Raw genomic sequence first — 18528 nt, forward strand, 5'->3', positions numbered from 1 at the left:
CCGGCCCGGGCCGGTAGGGCAGGGGTGTTCCATCCACCAGCAGGAGGGCCCATGGCCTCATCGAATCGCAGGGATTTTCTTCGCCTCGCCGGCCTGGGCGGCGTGGTGTTCGCGTCCGGCTGCGCCGGCACGGCCGGGCGCCCCTTGGCCGACGACTTCTACTTCGTGCAGCTGTCGGATACGCACTGGGGTTTCGAAGGCGCGCCGAACCCGGATGCGCGCGGCACGCTGCCGAAGGCGATCGCCGCGGTGAATGCGCTGGTGGACGGCGGCGGCCCGGACTTCGTCGTCTTCACCGGCGACCTGACGCACACCACCGACGATCCGGCCGAGCGGCGCCGGCGGCTGCGCGAGTTCCGCGAGCTCGCCGGCACGCTGAAGGTGCCGGTCGTTCACTTCATGCCCGGCGAGCACGACGCGGCGCTCGACCGCGGCGAGGCCTACCGCGAGTTCTTCGGGCCGACGAGCTATGCGTTCGACCACCGCGGCGTGCACTTCATCGTGCTAGACAACGTGTCGGACCCCGGCGCGAGCGTCGGCGATGCGCAGCGCGCGTGGCTGGCCGACGACCTGAAGCGCCGGCCGGCCGATGCGCCGATCGTCGTCTTCACGCACCGCCCGCTGTTCGACCTGGCGCCGGCCTGGGACTGGGCGACGCGCGACGGCGCGCAGGTGATCGAGCTGCTGATGCCGCACCCGAACGTGACGGTGTTCTACGGCCACATCCACCAGGAGCACCACGCGACCACCGGGCACATCGCGCACCACTCGGCGAAGTCGCTGATCTTCCCGTTGCCCGCGCCGGGCTCGCAGCCGCGGCGCACGCCGCTCGCGTGGGACCCGGCGCAGCCGTACCGCGGGTTGGGCTTTCGCGAGGTGGAGCGCGAGCGGGCGGCGTGGCAGATCACCGAGCTGCCGGTGGTGAAGGCATGAGGGCGCCGTCAAGGCGGCAGCTGTTCGCGATGGCCGCGGTGCTCGCGCTGCCGGCCTGGGTGCGCGGTGCGGCGCCGCGCGTGATCCCGGTCGTCGCGAAGAAGTTCGTGTTCGTGCCGGACGAGATCCGCGTGCAGGTCGGCGAGCCGGTCGTGCTCGAACTCAGCGCGCCCGAGGTGCTGATGGGCTTCAGCGCGCCGGAACTCGGGCTGCGCGCCGACATCGTGCCGGGTCAGCCGACACGGCTGCCGTTCACGCCGCGCAAGGCGGGGCAGTTCGCGTTCAGCTGCGACGTGTTCTGCGGCTCGGGCCACGAGGGCATGGACGGCGTGATCTTGGTCGAGCCCGCCGGCTGACCCCGTTCACATGCTGCGCCGGTACTGCCCGCCCACCTCGAACAGCGCCGCGGTGATCTGCCCGAGCGAGCAGCAGCGCACCGCGTCCATCAACACCTCGAACACGTTGCCGTTCGCGATCACCGCCTGCTGCAGCCGCGCGAGCATCGCTGGCGCCGCGTCGGCATGCGTTGCGTGGAAGGCCGCGAGCCGCGCCAGCTGGGACTGCTTCTCGGCGTCGGTGGAGCGCGCCAGCTCGACGTGCCCGGCCACCGGGTCGCCATGCGGGTTGCGGAAGGTGTTGACGCCGATGATCGGGTACTCGCCGGTGTGCTTGAGCATCTCGTAGTGCATGCTCTCTTCCTGGATCTGGCCGCGCTGGTAGCCGGTCTCCATCGCGCCGAGCACGCCGCCGCGCTCGGCGAGCTTCTCGAACTCGGCCAGCACCGCCTCTTCGACCAGCTCGGTCAGCTCGTCGATGATGAACGCGCCCTGGTTCGGGTTCTCGTTCTTCGCGAGGCCCCACTCGCGGTTGATGATCAGCTGGATCGCCATCGCGCGGCGCACGCTGTCTTCGGTCGGCGTCGTGATCGCCTCGTCGAACGCATTGGTGTGCAGCGAGTTGCAGTTGTCGTAGACCGCGATCAGCGCCTGCAGCGTGGTGCGTATGTCGTTGAACTGGATCTCCTGTGCATGCAGCGAGCGGCCCGAGGTCTGCACGTGGTACTTCAGCTTCTGGCTGCGCTCGTTGGCGCCGTAGCGCTCGCGCATCGCCACCGCCCAGATGCGCCGCGCGACGCGGCCGAGCACGGTGTACTCCGGGTCCATGCCGTTGCTGAAGAAGAAGCTCAGGTTCGGCGCGAAATCATCGATGTGCATGCCGCGCGCCAGGTACGCCTCGACGAACGTGAAGCCGTTGCTCAGCGTGAACGCGAGCTGGCTGATCGGGTTCGCGCCGGCTTCGGCGATGTGGTAGCCGCTGATGCTCACCGAATAGAAGTTGCGCACCTGGTGGTGCACGAAGTACTCGGCGATGTCGCCCATCACCTTCAGGCTGAACTCGGTCGAGAAGATGCAGGTGTTCTGCCCCTGGTCTTCCTTCAGGATGTCGGCCTGCACCGTGCCGCGCACGTTCTGCTGCACCCACGCGCGGATCTTGTGCAGCTCGTCGTCGCTCGGCTCGCGGCCGTTGTCGGCCTCGAAGCGCGCCAGCTGCTGGTCGATCGCGGTGTTCATGAACATCGCGAGGATGGTCGGCGCCGGCCCGTTGATCGTCATGCTGACGCTGGTGGCCGGGTCGCACAGGTCGAAGCCGCCGTACAGCACCTTCATGTCGTCCAGCGTCGCGATGCTGACGCCGGAGTTGCCGACCTTGCCGTAGATGTCGGGCCGCAGCGCCGGGTCGTTGCCGTACAGCGTGACGCTGTCGAACGCGGTCGACAGGCGCTTGGCCGGCATGCCCTCGGACAGCAGCTTGAAGCGCCGGTTGGTGCGGAATGCGTCGCCCTCGCCGGCGAACATGCGCGTCGGGTCCTCGCCCTCGCGCTTGAACGCGAAGGTGCCGGCGCTGTACGGGAAGCTGCCCGGCACGTTGTCGAGCAGCAGCCACTTCAGGATCTCGCCATGGTCCTCGTAGCCGGGTAGCGCGACCTTGCGCACCCGCGTGCCGCTGAGGCTTCGCGTGGTCAGCGCGGTGCGGATCTCCTTGTCGCGGATCTTCACGACGTACTCGTCGCCGGCATACGCCGCCTGCAGCTGCGGCCACTGCGCCAGCAGCTTGCGTGCGGCGGCATCGAGCTGCTGCTCGCGCTGGTCGGCAAGCTGGGCCGCGGCGTTCGCATGCGATTCGCCGGCGCCTGCTTCCGCCAGCATGCGGGCTGCGCCGCGCAGCTGCTGCACCTCGCGCGCGAGCCGCGCCTGCGCGCGCGCCCGCTGCTTGTAGCCGCGCACCGTCTCGCTGATCTCGGCCAGGTAGCGCACCCGCGCGCCCGGCACGATCGGCACCTGATGCGTGCTGTGGCGCGTCGCGGCCGGCGCCAGCACACCCTCGCGCACCGGCATGCCCAGCGCGGCCAGGCGCGGCAGCAGCGCCTGGTACAGCGCGGTCACGCCGTCGTCGTTGAAGCGGCTGGCCATCGTGCCGAACACCGGCATCTCGTCGGGCCGCGTGCCCCAGGCCTCGCGGTTGCGCTGCACCTGCTTGGCGACGTCGCGCAGCGCATCGGCGGCGCCCTTGCGGTCGAACTTGTTGATCGCGACGAACTCCGCGAAATCGAGCATGTCGATCTTCTCGAGCTGGCTCGCGGCGCCGAACTCGGGCGTCATCACGTACATCGGCACGTCCACCAGCGGCACGATCGCCGCGTCGCCCTGGCCGATGCCCGAGGTCTCGACGATCACCAGGTCGAAGCCGGCGGCGCGGCACGCGGCCAGCACGTCGGGCAGGGCCTGGCTGATCTCGCTGCCGAAGTCGCGGGTCGCGAGGCTGCGCATGAAGACCCGGTGGCCGGACCGCCACGGTGCGATCGCGTTCATGCGGATGCGGTCGCCGAGCAATGCGCCGCCGCTCTTGCGGCGCGACGGGTCGATGCTGATCACCGCGACGTGCAGCGCATCGCCCTGGTCCAGCCGCAGGCGGCGGATCAGCTCGTCGGTCAGCGAACTCTTGCCGGCGCCGCCTGTGCCGGTGATGCCGAGCACCGGCGTCGCGTGCCGCTTCGCGACCGCGTGCAGCTCGGCCTTCAGGGCCTCGGGAACGGCACCGTTCTCGAGCGCGGTGATCAGCTGCGCCAGCGCACGCCGCTGCGGCTCGTCGCGGCCCTGGATCGCTGCCAGCGTGGCCGGCGCATGCGGCGACAAGTCGACGTCGCAGCGCATCACCATCTCGCCGATCATTCCTTGCAGGCCCATGCGCTGGCCGTCTTCCGGGCTGTAGATGCGGCTCACGCCGTACTGCTGCAGCTCGGCGATCTCGCTCGGCACGATCACGCCGCCGCCGCCGCCGAACACCTGGATGTGCGCGCCGCCGCGCTCGCGCAGCAGGTCGACCATGTACTTGAAGTACTCGACGTGCCCGCCCTGGTAGCTGCTGATCGCGATGCCTTGCACGTCTTCCTGCAGCGCCGCGGTGACGACCTCGTCGACCGAGCGGTTGTGCCCCAGGTGGATCACCTCGGCGCCCATGCCCTGCAGGATGCGCCGCATGATATTGATCGCCGCGTCGTGGCCGTCGAACAGGCTCGCGGCGGTCACGAAGCGCACCTTGTGCACAGGCCGGTAGGCGGCCAGCGCCTTGAACTCGGCGGACAGGTCAGTCATGCAGGTCTCCGTGTCAGCGCACGCGCAGCTTGGTGAGATCCTCGCCGGCCGGCGGGTAGCGCAGCTTCAGTCCGAGAAGGGCTCGCTTCACCAGCGTCGCGATCATCAGGTTGCGGTGCGTCTTCGAATCGGCCGGCACCACGGTCCATGGCGCCCAGCGCGTGCCGGTGGCGGCGATCGCGTCGGCATACGCCTGCTGGTAGGCCTTCCACTGCTTGCGCACGGTCAGGTCGTCGGCGGCGAACTTCCAGTTCTTGGTCGGGTCGTCCAGCCGCTCCTGCAGCCGCAGGCGCTGCTCGTCCTTCGAGATGTGCAGCATGAACTTCAGCACCACGGTGCCGGTCTCGGTCAGCATGCGCTCGAAGTCGTTGATCTGGGCGTAGCGCTGGCGCGTCTGCTGGGGCGTGATCCAGCCGTTGACCACCGGCACCAGCACGTCTTCATAGTGGCTGCGGTTGAACACCATCACCTCGCCGGCGCCCGGCACCTTCTGGTGGATGCGCCAGAGGTAGTCATGGTCGCGCTCCGGGCCGGTCGGGGCCTTCCAGCCGACCGTCTGTACGCCGAGCGCGCTCATCTGGCCGAACACGCCGCGCAGCGTGCCGTCCTTGCCGCTGGTGTCGGTGCCCTGCAGCACCACCAGCAGCTTGAAGCGCCGGTCGGCGTAGAACAGGTTCTGCAGCTCGTCGAGCTCCAGCGCCAGCGCATCGACCGCGGCCTTGTCGGCCACCTTGTCGCCGGTCGAGAACGGCTTCGCGCCGGGATCGATCGCCGAGAGGTCGAAGGCGCGCTTCTTGCTCCCCGCGTCCGCATACTGGAAATCCGCCCCATCCGGTGCCTTGCTCGCCACGTGGACTCCGATCGTTGCAATTGACGTATACGTCAATCGCGAGTGTATCGCCGATACTTCGCGGCGGGCGGCCGCACTCCGTTGCGGGGAATCATGGTCTACCCGACCCGATTCCGGCGGCACAATCGCGCCGTTCAGAAGTACGGCGCCGGAGGGGGCGCCAGGGCAGAACATCAGGAGTGGTTCCGTGCCGAGCATCAATATCCCCGTGAAGACGCCGGAAGGCGTCGACGAGTTGGGCAGTCGACAACGAAAACTGGGACAGCGGCATCGCACGGTCTTGCTGCTGGTCGATGGGCGCAGGCGCGAGAGCCAGGTGCGGCAGCTCGCCGTGCAGGCCGGGGTGCCCGACCAGATCTTCGACGAGCTGGTGGCCATGGGCCTGATCATGTTCACGCACGGCACCGGCTCGATGCAGGGCAATTCCGGCCTCGCACCGCTCGATGTCGACCTGCCGCTGGACACCGTCTCCGGCCCGTTGCCGCCGTCGCTGAGCCTGCAGCCGGAGTCGGTGCTCACCGATTCGATGCTCGGCGACCTGCCGATCTCCGACCTGGCCCCGCTGGACGAAGCCGATGCCGCGCTCGACGAAGCGCGCGCGATCCTGATGCGGGCCGTGAAGGCCGAGGCGCCGGTGGCCGGCTCGCTGACGCTGATGCGCCTGAAGCGTGCGCGTTCGCGCAACGACATCGAGGCGCTGCTCGACGAGGTGGAGCAACGCATCACGAAACCGTTCAAGGGCATCTGGGCGGCGCAGACGATTGCCCGCGTGCGCGAGCTGCTGCGCACCGTCAACTCGCCGTCGGCGGCCTGACGCCGCTGCGCTCGACGCCCGGGACTTACCCGGGTTTGCCGGCTGCCGGGCTGTCGATCGGGCGGCAGCGGTTACCCTTCGGCCCATGACGTTCCTGGCCATCGACATCGGCAACACCCGGCTCAAGTGGGCGCATTACGCGAGTCCGCAACCGGGCGCGCGCCTGCTGGCGCATGGCGCCGTCTTCCTCGAAACCATCGACCGGCTGGCCGACACCGAATGGAAGAGCCTGCCGCCGCCGAGCAGCATGCTGGGTTGCGTGGTGGCCGGCGAGGGCATCCGGCGCGAGGTCGAGGAGCAGCTGGAGCAGCTCGCGCACTGGCAGGTCGAGCCGCGCTGGGTCGTCTCGACCGCGCAGGCGGCCGGCGTCACCAACGGCTACGACCACCCGAACCGCCTCGGCACCGACCGCTGGGTCGCGCTGATCGGCGCCTGGCAGCGCGTGCGGGCGGCCGGCGCGCCGCGGCCGGCGTTGGTGGTGATGGTGGGCACGGCCGTCACCGTCGATGCGCTGGACGAAACCGGCCGTTTCATCGGCGGCATGATCCTGCCGGGTTTCGGGCTGATGCTGCGCGCGCTGGAGATGGGCACCGCCGGCCTGAAGGCACCGACCGGCGAGGTGGTCGATTTCCCGACCAACACCAGCGATGCGCTGATGAGCGGCGGCGCGCATGCGATGGCCGGCGCGATCGAGCGCATGGCCCACAAGCTGCGCGAACGCACCGGTCGGGAGCCGGTGTTCGTGATGACCGGCGGCGCGGCGGTGAAGCTCGCGCCGATCGTCAGGCTGCCGTTCGAGACGGTCGACACGCTGATCTTCGACGGCTTGCTGGAGCTGCAGTCGCACCGGCTGGCGCTGTGATCAGCCGGCGACGCGGATGACGACCTTGCCGAGGTGCGCGCTGTCGGCCAGGTGCCGGTAGGCGGCTTCGGACTCCTCGACGGGGAACACGCGGTCGATCACCGGCCGCAGCCGGTGGGCGGCGATCACCCGGTTCATGGCCTCGAAGTCGCTGCGGCTGCCGACGGCGATGCGGCGCAGCGTCAGCACCCGGCCGCTGAAGGCGCGCGGATCGAAGCGGCTGTCGTCGCCGCCGAACACGCCCATCAGGCCGATGTCGGCGTCCCATGCGGCGCAGCGCAGCGAGCGCTCCAGCGTCGCCGGGCCGACCGCCTCGATCACATGGTCGGCGCCGCGCCCGCCGGTCAGGCGCAGCACCTCGCGGTCCCAGTCGACCGATTGCCGGTAGTTCAGCACCTCGTCCGCGCCGAGCGAGGCCAGCCGCGCGGCCTTGTCATCGCTGGAGGTCGTCGCGATCACGCGGGCGCCGAGCGCTTTCGCGAACTGGATCGCGAACACCGCGATGCTGCCGGCGCCCAGCGTCAGCACCGTGCTGCCGGCGCGCACCGGCCGCCCGCCGGTCAAGCCGTTCCAGGCCGTCAGCCCAGCGCAGGGCAGCGTGGTCGCCTCGTCGAAGCCGAGGTGATCGGGCATCGCGAGCACGGCCTGCTCGTCGGCGACGACCTCGTCGGCCAGCCAACCGGGCAGGCTGCAGCCGGTCTGTTGCATCGCCTGCGCCAGGCTCAGCCGGCCGTCGATCCATTGCGGGAAATAGCTGCTGGTCACGCGGTCGCCGACCGCGAAGCGCGTCACCGCGCGGCCCACCTCGACCACCTCGCCGGCACCGTCGCTGAGCGGCACGACGCCCGGCGTCAGCGGCACCGGGTAGGTGCCGGCGCGGATCATCAGGTCGCGCCGGTTCAGCGACACCGCGTGCACCCGCACCCGCAGCGCGGTCGGCGCGAGCGGGGCGCGCGGCAGGTCGCGCGTCACCAGCGGGGCGGCCGGGTTGTCGGCATCGAGATGAAGGCTTCGCATCGAGGGCTCCTGCAGGTGGATGTGTCCATTCTCGAAGCGAGGCTGCGGACGATGAATGCCTGCTACGCTCGATCTCTTGTCTGCTCGTCCAGGCTGCGATGGATCCTCTCGATGACATCTTTGCCGCGATGCGGGTGCGCAGCGCGCTGTATGCACGGCTTGAGCTGAGCGCGCCCTGGGGCCTGGATTTCGCGGCCGGCCGCATGGCACGCTTCGGGCTCGTCGTGCGCGGCAGCGCCTTGCTGCGGCTGGAGGGCACCGGAACGCCGGTCGCGCTGGCCGCGGGCGATTGCTTCGTGATGCTGCGCGGCTCGCGCTACGTGCTGAGCGACGCGCCGGGTTCCGCGACGCGATCGTGCAGCGAGACGGTGCGCGACCATGTCGGCGGCGTCGTGACGCTCGGCGGCGGTGGCGCGCCGGCCACCGTGATCACCGGCTGGTTCGACTTCGATGCGCTGGCGGCGACGCCGCTGGTCGAGCTGATCCCGACGTTGCTGCTCGCACGGCTCGACGACGACCGCAGCCAGCTGCTGCAGGCGACGCTGCAGATGCTCGCCGTCGAAACCGGCACGCCGGCGCTCGGCTCGGGCACCGTGATCAGCCGGCTCGCCGACATCCTGTTCGTGCATGCGGTGAGGTCGCATGCGCAGGCGCTCGCAGCGGACGACGCGGCCGGTGCGAATTGGCTGAGCGCGTTGGCCGATCGGCGCATCGGCACCGCCTTGCGCCGCATGCACCACGAGCTCGCGCGCGCCTGGACCGTGGACGAGCTGGCGGCGGCCGCGGGGCTGTCGCGCTCGGTCTTCGCGCTGCGCTTCAAGCAGAAGGTGGGCGAGCCGCCGCTCGAGTACCTGACGCGCTGGCGGATGTTTCGCGCCGGCTGCCTGATGCGCGCCGGCGATGCGCCGCTCGCGGGCATCGCGGCCCAGGTGGGCTACGACTCCGAGCCGGCCTTCAACAAGGCCTTCAAGCGCATCACCGGTCGACCGCCCGGCGCCTGGCGGCGCGAGGCGGCCGCGCAGGTTCAGAGGATGTAGCGCGACAGGTCTTCGTTCTTCGCCAGCTCGCCGAGCTTCGCGTCGACCTCGGCGGCGCCGATCGACACCGTCTGGCCCGACAGCTTCGGCGCGTCGAAACTCACCTCGTCGAGCAGGCGCTCCATCACCGTCGACAGGCGGCGCGCGCCGATGTTCTCGGTGCGCTCGTTGACGTCGAACGCGATCTGCGCCAGGCGGCGGATCGCGTCGGGCCGCAACTCGAGCGTGACGCCCTCGGTCGCGAGCAGCGCCTGATATTGTTTGACCAAGCTTGCGTGCGTCTGCGTCAGGATGGCCTCGAAATCGTCGACGCTCAGCGAGCCCAGCTCGACGCGGATCGGGAATCGCCCCTGCAGCTCCGGGATCAGGTCGCTGGGCTTGCTCAGGTGGAACGCACCCGACGCGATGAACAGGATGTGGTCGGTCTTCACCATGCCGTACTTGGTGTTCACCGTGGTGCCCTCGACCAGCGGCAGCAGGTCGCGCTGCACGCCCTGGCGCGACACGTCGGCGCCGCTCGATTCGTTGCGCGACGCGACCTTGTCGATCTCGTCGAGGAACACGATGCCGTTCTGCTCGGTGTTGTGCAGCGCCGCGGTCTTGATCTCGTCCTCGTTGACGAGCTTGGCCGCCTCGTCGTCGACCAGCAGCTTCAGCGCCTCGCCGATCTTCAGCTTGCGCAGCTTGCGCTTGCCTTGGCCGAGGTTCGCGAACATGCCCTTCAGCTGCTCGGCCATCTCGTCCATGCCGGGCGGGCCGATGATGTCCAGCGTCGGCTTGGTGTCGGCGACCTCGATCTCGATCTCCTTGTCGTCGAGCACACCCTCGCGCAGCCGCTTGCGCATCACCTGGCGGGCGGTGTTGTCGGCCGCCGGTGCGGCGGGCGTCGGCGGCGCGAGGCCGAAATCGCTGCTCGCGGCGCGCGGCGGCGGCACCAGGATGTCGAGCACCCGGTCTTCGGCGGCGTCCTCGGCGCGCACGCGCTGGCGCTTGATCTGCGTCTCGCGCTCCTGCTTGACGGCCATGTCGACCAGGTCGCGGATGATGGTGTCGACGTCCTTGCCGACGTAGCCGACCTCGGTGAACTTGGTGGCTTCGACCTTGATGAACGGCGCATCGGCCAGCTTGGCCAGCCGGCGCGCGATCTCGGTCTTGCCGACGCCGGTCGGGCCGATCATCAGGATGTTCTTCGGCGTGATCTCGCCGCGCAGCGCGCCGTCGACCTGCTGGCGCCGCCAGCGGTTGCGCAGCGCGATCGCGACCGCGCGCTTGGCGCCGGCCTGGCCGACGATGTGCTTGTCCAGCTCGGACACGATCTCTTGCGGCGTCATGGAGCTCATCGGGTGCTTTCGCCCAGGATTTCGATCGTGTGGTTCTGGTTGGTGTAGATGCACAGGTCGCCGGCGATCTCGAGCGAGCGCTTGACGATGTCTTGCGGCGCCAACTCGGTGTGTTCGAGCAGCGCGATGGCGGCGGCCTGCGCGTAGGCGCCGCCGGAGCCGATCGCGACGATGCCTTTCTCGGGCTCCAGCACGTCGCCATTGCCGGTGATGATCAGCGAGGCCTCCTTGTCGGCCACCGCCAGCATGGCCTCGAGGCGGCGCAGCACGCGGTCGGTGCGCCAATCCTTGGTCAGCTCGATCGCAGCGCGCACCAGGTGGCCCTGGTGTTTCTCGAGCTTGGCCTCGAAGCGTTCGAACAGCGTGAAGGCGTCGGCGGTGGCCCCGGCGAAGCCGGCGAGCACCTGGTCGCGGTAGAGCTTGCGCACCTTGCGGGCCGTCGACTTCACGACGACGTTGCCGAGGGTGACCTGGCCGTCGCCGCCGAGCGCGACGAGGTTGCCGCGCCGCACGCTCAGGATGGTGGTGCCGTGGTATTGATCCATGGGGTCTCAGATTCGGGCGAAGCCGCAGGCTTCAAGCCGAAGATTGTGACCCGGGATTCAGACCACCCGAACCTTGACCTTCGCGTGCTCGTTGATGCCCATCGCGCCGAAGAACAGCGCGACCAGCCGGTGTGCTTCGGAGAAGGTCACCGAGCGGTTCTCGCCGCGGCGTGCCAGCACCCAGTTCAGCAGGTCGCCGGCCGCGATGAAGTCGACGCGGATCAGGCGGGCGCACGAGACGTTGACGACCTCGGCATGGCCCAGCTCGTCGTTCATCTTGGTCAGCGTGGCACCGATGTCACCGACCAGCTGGCCGGACAGTTCGACCCCCGCGACCTGCACGCCCGGTTCGTCGGGCATCTGCGATTCGAGGAAGCTGGTGGACACGTCGCTCACCACCGACATCGGCGGCGATTGCGTGCTCATGTTGGAGCCGCTGATGCGCACCTGGCACTTCGCGCTTTCCCACGACGGCGGGGACACCTCGTAGGTGACGCAGTAGTCGATGGCCGCTTCGTCGAATTGATCGGCGCGGTTGGCCATGCGCAGCGCGTCGAGGCGCAGCTGCCAGAACACCGGGTCGGCATCGCGCACGCCGGTGGGCGCGGCATCCTGGATCACCTGCATCAGGCGGTCGCCGCCGAGCCAGCGCATGTCGAGCGGCTCGTTGATCCAGCCGCGGAACAGCTCGCTCATGCGCGCGCAGGCCTCGGCATCGATGCTTTGCAGCGCGCTCCAGTCGAACACCCACGGCAGCGGCATCTGCAGCGACTGCGAACGCAGCCGCGCGACCGCGTCGGCGTCGACGATGCTCGGGCACACCCAGCCGACCTGGCCGTCAATGCGCGAGCTGGGGCGGCGTTCTTCGCCGGCGGCCTCGGCCACCAGCTTGGGCATCGAGAACCACTGCGGCGCCGACCAGCCGAACTGCTGGGCGTAGTCGATCGCGAGGCTCTCGAACTTGTGGTGCTGGCCGATCGCGCGGTACAGGTCGAACAGCGCGAGCCAGGTTTCGGCGTGCTGGGCGCGCGGGCCGCCCTGGCCGGTGAGCGCCGCCAGCGACGATTCGCAGCTTTCGAAGTCGGCATTCGCGAACGCGATCACCGCTTCGTCGAGTTCGGGGTCGTGGGCGACTTCGCTCACTTCCACTGCATACGGGCTGCCCAGGTCGCCGCCGGCGATGTCGAGATGCAGTGGCGACAACGGCGACAGCCCGGCGCCCATCACGACGGTGGCGGGGGCGCCGGCCGGCGGGCGGGCCGGCTTGACCGCCGCCGGGGCACCATTCGCGCGGACCGGTTCGGGGCGGATGCGGCTCTGGTCGGGCTCGGTGGCCGCATAGCCGATCGCGGCCGGCTGGGTCGGCGCATCGTAGAAAGAGGGCGGGCGGCGCGACGGCGAGGCGAGGCCGTCGCCGACCATCTGTTGCTCGATCTCGTCGATCTTGGCCTTGACGCCGACATCCGGCTTCGCGCCGCTGTCCTGCATGCGGGCTTCGGAGTCATCGAGGCGGGAGGATCCGCCCAGCGCCGCCAGCTGTTCGCTGGTCAGGCCTTCGCGGCGCACCTTGCGCAGCATGTCGAATTCGCGCTTGCGGACGAAGTCGTTGCGCCGCTTGCGCTCGATCATCGCCTTCAGTTCGGACTTCGCGTACTCGCTCTCGCGAGCTTCTTCCGTGGGCGTGCCGAGTTGCGCCCAGTCCGTGGCCGGGTTGGCGACGAACTTGACAACCTTACGGAAGAAGCTGGTGTTGTCTTTCTGGTCCGACATGTCGGGTGACGGGATGCGCGAAGGGGGATGTCAGTCGCCGAACATCTTCTGCTTCAGCTCGCGCCGTTGCTGGGCTTCGAGGGACAGTGTAGCGGTCGGCCGTGCGATCAGGCGGCCCAATCCGATCGGTTCGCCAGTTTCGTCGCAGAAACCGTAGTCACCGGCCTCGATGCGGCCCAGCGACTGTGAGATTTTCTTCAGAAGCTTGCGCTCACGGTCACGCGTGCGCAGCTCGAGCGCGTGCTCTTCCTCGATGGTGGCGCGATCGGCAGGATCGGGGACGATCGAGGTGTCTTCGCGCAAATGCTCGGTGGTTTCGCCGGCGTTGCTGAGCAGATCGTCTTTCAGCTGCTGCAGGCGCGCCTTGAAGAACGCCAGCTGCTTCTCGTTCATGTACTCGCTGTCGGGCATGGCCTGCAGCTCGTCGTCGGTCAGGGCTTCGCCCGGCTTGCTCTTCCAGGCGTTGGCCAGCTTGGGGTCGGCTTTGTGTTCGTGCTTGGAAATGTCGGTCACAAGAGAATTCATCTGTCGGGTGGGCGGCCTCGGAGGCGCGAAGCGGTCGGCAAAACGGGACGTGGCCGGTGGAATGGGGGCCGGGGACGATGCCGCGGCCGATGCCCGGGCCGCGGCGGAAAGCTTGGGAGCGGGCGGCGGCTTCACGACCACCGGCTTCGGCGCAGGGGCCGCGGTTGCCGCAGCCGCCTTGGCGACCGGCTTGGCCGCCGCAGCGGCCGGCGCATGCGCCGCCTTCGCCGCCGGCTTGGCGGCAGGTGCGGCTTTGCTCGCCGGCGCCTTCGGCGCAGGGGCGGCCTTGGCCGGTGCCTTGGCGGCCGGCTTCACGGTGGTCTTCGCGACCGGTGTCGTCGGCTTCTTGGCCGCTGGCTTGGATGGTGTTGCTGGCTGGGCCGGGGTCTTTGTCACTGAGATCTCCTCGCAACGGCGGTTATACCCGCTCTGTGGGGTGGGCATTCACCCCGCAGCCAAACTTGGGCGCCGCGGATTGTAGCCACGTTGTTTTCCAGCTCAACGGGTTTTTCGACAGAATCAGACGAGGCACTGCTCCAGCCCCTGCAGAAAGATTTCCCGCGGCAGGTCCAGGCCGATGAACACCATCTTGCTGGTCTTCTTCTCGCCCTTCGCCCAGGCCGGGCCCAGGTCGCTGCCCATCAGCTGGTGCACGCCCTGGAAGATCACCTTCTTGTCGCTGCCCTTCATGTTCAGCACGCCCTTGTAGCGCAGCATCTTCGGGCCGTAGACCTGCACGATCGCGCCCAGGAAATCCTCCAGCTTGGCCGGGTTGAACGCCCGGTCGGAGCGGAACACGAACGACTTCACGTCGTCGTCATGGGCGTGGTGGTGCGGGTGGTCGCAGTGCTCGCCGTGCTCGTGGTCATGATCATGGTCGTGGCCATGGTGATCGTGGTCGTGATGGCCGTGATCGTCGGCCTTCAGGAAATCGGGGTCGATGTCCAGCTTGGCATTCAGATTGAAGCCGCGCAGGTCGAACACCTCGGCCAGCGGCACCTCGCCGAAGTGAACCTTGCGTTGCGGGGCGCGCGGGTTCATGTGCTTGATGCGGTGGATCAGCGCATCGACCGTCGGGGCGTCGACCAGGTCGGTCTTGCTGATGAAGATCTGGTCGGCGAAGCCGATCTGGCGGCGCGCCTCCTGGCGGGTGTCGAGCTGCGATTCGGCGTGCTTGGCGTCGACCAGGGTCAGGATCGAGTCCAGCAGGTAGCTTTCGGCGATCTCGTCGTCCATGAAGAAGGTCTGGGCGACCGGGCCCGGGTCGGCCAGGCCGGTGGTCTCGATCACGACGCGGTCGAAGCTCAGTTCGCCCTTGCGGCGCTTCTCGGCCAGGTCGTTCAGCGTGGTGCGCAGGTCTTCGCGGATCGTGCAGCAGACGCAGCCGTTGTTCAGCTGGATGATCTGCTCCTGGGTGTCCTGCACCAGGATCTCGTTGTCGATGTTCTCGTCGCCGAACTCGTTCTCGATCACGGCGATCTTCTGGCCGTGCGCTTCGGTGAGCACGCGCTTCAGCAGCGTGGTCTTGCCCGAGCCGAGGAAGCCGGTCAGGATGGTGGCGGGGATGAGGCTCATGGGATGTCGGTCCTTGACGAGGAAGCGGGCCAGATGCGGCCGAAAAACTTTTGTTCAAGGTATCAGATGTGTCAACCCCGTGTGACTCCCTGCTTCGAGTAAGCTTTTGCCCCTACGAACTCTTCGCCCCCGGCGCGATGTCAGACCCCCACCCGAGTCGATCTTCCAGAGGCGCTGACAAGCACCCCGCCCCCACGGACAAGCGCGGCCTGTTCGAGCGGCTGATGGAATTCATGTCCCCCGGCCCCGACTCCAAGGACGAGCTGATCTCGACGCTGGCCGACGCGGAGAACCGCGAGGTGATCGCGCCCGAGTCGCGGATGATGCTCGAGGGCGTCATCCGCATGGCCGACCTGACCGCCGGCGACGCGATGGTGGCCGCCCCGCGCATGGACCTGCTCGACATCGAGGCCCCCTACGACGAGTTGCTGGCGCTGGTGATCGACACCGGCCACTCCCGCTTCCCGGTCTTCGAGGGCCAGCGCGACAACATCGTCGGCACGCTGATGGCGAAAGACCTGCTGAAGCTGCAGCGCGCGCCCGAGCTGAACCTGCGCACGCTGCTGCGCCCGGCGGTGTTCGTGCCCGAATCGAAGGGCCTGAACGAGCTGCTGCGCGATTTCCGCTCCAACCGCAACCACCTGGCGATCGTGATCGACGAGTTCGGCAACACCGCCGGGCTGATTACGATCGAGGACGTGCTGGAAGAGATCGTCGGCGAGATCGAGGACGAATTCGACGAGAAAGACGGCGAATCCGGCATCTACACGCTGGCCGACGGCAGCCACCGGGTGGCCGGCGACACGACGATCGAGGCCGTCAACGACTCGTTCGGCGAGGTGCTGCCGCTCGACGATTTCGACACCATCGGTGGCCTGGTGGCCCAGGAACTCGGCCGGGTGCCGCGCCGCGGCGAGGCGGTGACCGTCGGCAGCCTGGTCTTCACGGTGATGCTGACGCGCGGTGGCGCGGTGCGCTGGTTCAAGGTGACGCGCGCGCCCGAGGCCGCCGTGGGTGAAGACGGTGCCTAGGGCGGTGCCGCAGGCGCCGGCCCCCCGCCCCGGTCTCGGTCGCCGTGACGGCCGCCACGTGGCCGGGGCGTCCGACAACATGTTCCTCGGCCTGGACCTGCTGCTGGTGCTGGTGCTCGGCGGGGTGCACAGCCTGGCCGCCACTTACACGCACGCCTGGGTGCTGCAGCTGCTGGCGGTCGCCGGGCTCGCGTTCCGGGTCAGCCGGGCCTCGCCGCGCCGGGCGGCGCTGCTCGGCTGGGCCTTCGCGACCGCCTGGTTCGTGGCCGGCACCTTCTGGCTCTACATCAGCATGCACCGCTACGGCGGCCTGCCGGGCTGGATGGCGGTGGCCGCGGTGCTGGCGCTGTCGGCCGTCCTGGCGCTGTACTTCGCGCTGGCGATGGGGGTGTTCGGCTTGTTGCGGCGCAACCACCTGGTCGTCGATGCGTTGGTGTTCGCGGCCTGCTGGCTGCTGGCCGAGCTGGCGCGCGGGCTGCTGTTCACCGGCTTCCCGTGGGCGGCCTCGGGCTATTCGCATGTCGACAGCCCGCTCGCGCACCTGGCGCCTTGGGTCGGCGTGTACGGCATCGGCTGGGTGTCGGCGCTGGTGGGCGCGCTGGCGGTGATCGGGTTCCGCAGCGGCATCGGCCCGGGCGGGCTGGGCGCGATCACCGCAGTGGCGGTGGTGGGCGGCCTGGCCGTCATGCAGCCGGTCGGTTTCACCCGCGGCAACGGCATCCTGCAGCTGTCGCTGCTGCAGTCGAACGTCGCGCAGGACGAGAAGTTCGCCGAAGAGAAGCTGCCGCAGGCGCTGGCCTGGGCCACGGCGACGCTGCAGTCGGCGCGTGGCGACCTGGTGCTCGCGCCCGAGACCATCGTGCCGCTGTTGCCCGACCAGTTGCCCGAAGGCTACTGGGCGGCGCTGGCCGCCGGCTTCCAGCGCGGCGACCGGGCGGCGCTGATCGGCGTGCCGCTCGGCAGCTTCGAGGCTGGCTACACCAACTCGGCGGTCGGGCTGTCGCGCGAGACCGCGAAGTGGCCGGGCGGCTTCTACCGCTACGACAAGCACCACCTGGTGCCGTTCGGCGAGTTCATCCCGACCGGCTTCCGCTGGTTCACCGAGTTGATGAACATTCCGCTCGGCGACTTCAACCGCGGGCCGGTGGGGGCGCCGTCGTTCGAGGTCAAGGGCCAGCGCGTCGCGCCGAACATCTGCTACGAGGACTTGTTCGGCGAGGAGCTGGCGGCGCATTTCCGCGAGCCCGAGCGGGCGCCGACGATCTTCGCGAACATCAGCAACATCGGCTGGTTCGGCGACACCATCGCGCTGGCGCAGCACCTGAACATCTCGCGCATGCGGGCGCTCGAGTTCCAGCGGCCGATGCTGCGCGCGACCAACACCGGCGTGACGGCGGTGATCGACCACACCGGGCGCGTCACGCACCAGCTGCCGCCGCTGACGATGGGCGTGCTGCAGGCACCGGTCGAGGGCCGCCAGGGCATGACGCCGTACGCGAGCTGGGCGGCGCGGTGGTGGCTGTGGCCCTTGCTGGCCGGCGCGATCCTGTCGTTGCTGATCGTCGTGCCCCTGCGCCGTTCGTAGCACCACCCTCTAAAATCGCCCCTTCCGCGTTCACCGGGCGCGACGCCTCTTCCACTTTCGAGTCCATATGCTGACCTTCCAGCAAATCATCCTGCGCCTGCAAGACTACTGGGACCGCCAGGGCTGCGCGCTGCTGCAGCCGTACGACATGGAGGTCGGCGCCGGCACCAGCCACACCGCCACCTTCCTGCGCGCGCTGGGCCCGGAACCCTGGAAGGCCGCCTACGTGCAGCCCAGCCGCCGCCCGAAGGACGGCCGCTACGGCCAGAACCCGAACCGCCTGCAGCACTACTACCAATACCAGGTCGTGCTGAAGCCCGCGCCGGCCAACATCCTCGAGCTGTACCTCGGCTCGCTCGAAGCGCTCGGCTTCGACCTGAAGGCCAACGACGTGCGCTTCGTCGAGGACGACTGGGAGAACCCGACGCTCGGCTGCTGGGGCCTGGGCTGGGAGGTCTGGCTGAACGGCATGGAGGTCACGCAGTTCACCTACTTCCAGCAGGTCGGCGGCATCGACTGCAAGCCGATCACCGGCGAGATCACCTACGGGCTGGAGCGCCTGGCGATGTACCTGCAGGGCGTCGACAACGTCTACAACCTGCAATGGACCGACACGCTCAGCTACGGCGACGTCTACCTGCAGAACGAGATCGAGCAGAGCACCTACAACTTCGAGCACAGCGACGTCGATTTCCTGCTGACGGCCTTCGCCGCGCACGAGAAGCAGGCCACCTACCTGATGGCGCAGCAGCTCGCGCTGCCCGCCTATGAACAGGTGCTGAAGGCCGGCCACACCTTCAACCTGCTGGACGCGCGCGGCGCGATCAGCGTGACCGAGCGCGCCGCCTACATCGGCCGCATCCGCACGCTGGCGCGCGCCGTCGCGAAGAGCTACCTCGACAGCCGCGCCCGCCTCGGGTTCCCGATGGCGCCCAAAGGCTGGGCCGACGAAGTGATCGAGCAACTGAACAAGAAGAAGGCGGCCTGAGCG

General features: G+C 69.0%; 16 protein-coding genes. 8 read left to right on the forward strand and 8 right to left on the reverse strand.

The window, feature by feature from the left end; all coding sequences use genetic code 11:
• Positions 1-51: 51 nt before the first annotated feature.
• Both ACXJLU_RS18430 and ACXJLU_RS18435 read left to right on the forward strand, forming a co-directional pair.
• Entirely contained in the window at positions 52-933 is an 882-nt protein-coding gene (locus ACXJLU_RS18430; protein WP_457333406.1) for a metallophosphoesterase family protein, read from the forward strand.
• On the forward strand, positions 930-1289 hold the full coding sequence (locus ACXJLU_RS18435; RefSeq protein WP_457333408.1) for a cupredoxin domain-containing protein: 360 nt from the start codon (positions 930-932) through the stop codon (positions 1287-1289). The genes ACXJLU_RS18430 and ACXJLU_RS18435 overlap by 4 nt, the downstream gene beginning before the upstream one ends.
• A 6-nt stretch (positions 1290-1295) precedes the next feature.
• On the opposite strand, the gene icmF is transcribed toward ACXJLU_RS18435, so the two are convergent.
• Entirely contained in the window at positions 1296-4586 is a 3291-nt protein-coding gene (gene icmF, locus ACXJLU_RS18440; RefSeq protein ID WP_457333410.1) for a fused isobutyryl-CoA mutase/GTPase IcmF, read from the reverse strand.
• Positions 4587-4599: 13 nt separating this feature from the next.
• Complete coding sequence (locus ACXJLU_RS18445) at positions 4600-5436, reverse strand: PPK2 family polyphosphate kinase (RefSeq protein WP_457333412.1); 837 nt, start codon at positions 5434-5436, stop codon at positions 4600-4602.
• A gap of 187 nt (positions 5437-5623) precedes the next feature.
• Here ACXJLU_RS18445 and ACXJLU_RS18450 point away from each other — a divergent pair, with 187 nt between their 5' ends.
• Together ACXJLU_RS18450 and ACXJLU_RS18455 are read left to right on the forward strand one after the other, a co-directional pair.
• Positions 5624-6250 carry a hypothetical protein gene (locus ACXJLU_RS18450; protein WP_143171291.1) on the forward strand — a complete coding sequence of 209 codons (627 nt, stop codon included), beginning with the start codon at positions 5624-5626 and terminating at the stop codon, positions 6248-6250.
• An 85-nt stretch (positions 6251-6335) separates the two neighbouring features.
• Positions 6336-7112 carry a type III pantothenate kinase gene (locus tag ACXJLU_RS18455; protein WP_073463089.1) on the forward strand — a complete coding sequence of 259 codons (777 nt, stop codon included), beginning with the start codon at positions 6336-6338 and terminating at the stop codon, positions 7110-7112.
• Here ACXJLU_RS18455 and ACXJLU_RS18460 read toward each other — a convergent pair whose 3' ends face one another.
• The gene (locus tag ACXJLU_RS18460; protein WP_457333415.1) at positions 7113-8129 is read right to left on the reverse strand and encodes a zinc-dependent alcohol dehydrogenase family protein; all 1017 of its coding nucleotides are present in this window, start codon (positions 8127-8129) and stop codon (positions 7113-7115) included. It abuts the gene before it with no gap.
• A 98-nt stretch (positions 8130-8227) separates the two neighbouring features.
• On the opposite strand from ACXJLU_RS18460, the gene ACXJLU_RS18465 reads away from it, so the two are divergent.
• Positions 8228-9166 (forward strand): AraC family transcriptional regulator, encoded by a 939-nt coding sequence (locus tag ACXJLU_RS18465; RefSeq protein WP_457333417.1) that lies wholly within the window; start codon positions 8228-8230, stop codon positions 9164-9166.
• On the opposite strand, the gene hslU is transcribed toward ACXJLU_RS18465, so the two are convergent.
• The 5 genes from hslU to ACXJLU_RS18490 all read right to left on the reverse strand — a co-directional run bounded on the left by hslU (position 9154) and on the right by ACXJLU_RS18490 (position 14921).
• Entirely contained in the window at positions 9154-10506 is a 1353-nt protein-coding gene (gene hslU, locus ACXJLU_RS18470; protein WP_457333419.1) for an ATP-dependent protease ATPase subunit HslU, read from the reverse strand. The two genes, ACXJLU_RS18465 and hslU, sit on opposite strands and share 13 nt — an antisense overlap.
• Complete coding sequence (gene hslV, locus ACXJLU_RS18475) at positions 10503-11051, reverse strand: ATP-dependent protease subunit HslV (RefSeq protein ID WP_073463097.1); 549 nt, start codon at positions 11049-11051, stop codon at positions 10503-10505. Before hslV ends, hslU begins: the two co-directional genes overlap by 4 nt.
• A gap of 57 nt (positions 11052-11108) precedes the next feature.
• Positions 11109-12821 carry an STAS domain-containing protein gene (locus tag ACXJLU_RS18480; protein WP_073463098.1) on the reverse strand — a complete coding sequence of 571 codons (1713 nt, stop codon included), beginning with the start codon at positions 12819-12821 and terminating at the stop codon, positions 11109-11111.
• 30 nt (positions 12822-12851) lie between these two features.
• A complete protein-coding gene (dksA, locus tag ACXJLU_RS18485; RefSeq protein ID WP_457333421.1) occupies positions 12852-13661 on the reverse strand; it encodes an RNA polymerase-binding protein DksA in 810 nt (269 codons plus the stop codon).
• A gap of 204 nt (positions 13662-13865) precedes the next feature.
• Positions 13866-14921 (reverse strand): CobW family GTP-binding protein, encoded by a 1056-nt coding sequence (locus ACXJLU_RS18490; RefSeq protein WP_457333423.1) that lies wholly within the window; start codon positions 14919-14921, stop codon positions 13866-13868.
• A 137-nt stretch (positions 14922-15058) separates the two neighbouring features.
• Here ACXJLU_RS18490 and ACXJLU_RS18495 point away from each other — a divergent pair, with 137 nt between their 5' ends.
• From ACXJLU_RS18495 to glyQ, 3 genes are all read left to right on the forward strand, one after another.
• Positions 15059-15952, forward strand: coding sequence for a CorC family transporter (locus ACXJLU_RS18495; RefSeq protein WP_073463104.1), 894 nt, complete (start codon positions 15059-15061; stop codon positions 15950-15952).
• 79 nt (positions 15953-16031) lie between these two features.
• The gene (lnt, locus tag ACXJLU_RS18500; protein ID WP_457333460.1) at positions 16032-17537 is read left to right on the forward strand and encodes an apolipoprotein N-acyltransferase; all 1506 of its coding nucleotides are present in this window, start codon (positions 16032-16034) and stop codon (positions 17535-17537) included.
• 67 nt (positions 17538-17604) lie between these two features.
• Positions 17605-18525: a glycine--tRNA ligase subunit alpha gene (glyQ, locus tag ACXJLU_RS18505; protein ID WP_457333425.1), complete on the forward strand. Its 921-nt coding sequence runs from the start codon at positions 17605-17607 to the stop codon at positions 18523-18525.
• Positions 18526-18528: the final 3 nt, after the last annotated feature.

The sequence above is a fragment of the Rhizobacter sp. P5_C2 genome (assembly GCF_054049715.1).

Bases quoted from the DNA above. Each gene is read 5' to 3' on its own strand.
- ACXJLU_RS18430 (WP_457333406.1), top strand. From the start codon at position 52: ATGGCCTCATCGAATCGCAGGGATTTTCTTCGCCTCGCCGGCCTGGGC.
- ACXJLU_RS18435 (WP_457333408.1), top strand. From the start codon at position 930: ATGAGGGCGCCGTCAAGGCGGCAGCTGTTCGCGATGGCCGCGGTGCTC.
- icmF (WP_457333410.1), bottom strand. From the start codon at position 4,586: ATGACTGACCTGTCCGCCGAGTTCAAGGCGCTGGCCGCCTACCGGCCT.
- ACXJLU_RS18455 (WP_073463089.1), top strand. From the start codon at position 6,336: ATGACGTTCCTGGCCATCGACATCGGCAACACCCGGCTCAAGTGGGCG.
- ACXJLU_RS18460 (WP_457333415.1), bottom strand. From the start codon at position 8,129: ATGCGAAGCCTTCATCTCGATGCCGACAACCCGGCCGCCCCGCTGGTG.
- ACXJLU_RS18465 (WP_457333417.1), top strand. From the start codon at position 8,228: ATGGATCCTCTCGATGACATCTTTGCCGCGATGCGGGTGCGCAGCGCG.
- hslU (WP_457333419.1), bottom strand. From the start codon at position 10,506: ATGAGCTCCATGACGCCGCAAGAGATCGTGTCCGAGCTGGACAAGCAC.
- hslV (WP_073463097.1), bottom strand. From the start codon at position 11,051: ATGGATCAATACCACGGCACCACCATCCTGAGCGTGCGGCGCGGCAAC.
- ACXJLU_RS18480 (WP_073463098.1), bottom strand. From the start codon at position 12,821: ATGTCGGACCAGAAAGACAACACCAGCTTCTTCCGTAAGGTTGTCAAG.
- ACXJLU_RS18490 (WP_457333423.1), bottom strand. From the start codon at position 14,921: ATGAGCCTCATCCCCGCCACCATCCTGACCGGCTTCCTCGGCTCGGGC.
- ACXJLU_RS18495 (WP_073463104.1), top strand. From the start codon at position 15,059: ATGTCAGACCCCCACCCGAGTCGATCTTCCAGAGGCGCTGACAAGCAC.
- lnt (WP_457333460.1), top strand. From the start codon at position 16,032: ATGTTCCTCGGCCTGGACCTGCTGCTGGTGCTGGTGCTCGGCGGGGTG.
- glyQ (WP_457333425.1), top strand. From the start codon at position 17,605: ATGCTGACCTTCCAGCAAATCATCCTGCGCCTGCAAGACTACTGGGAC.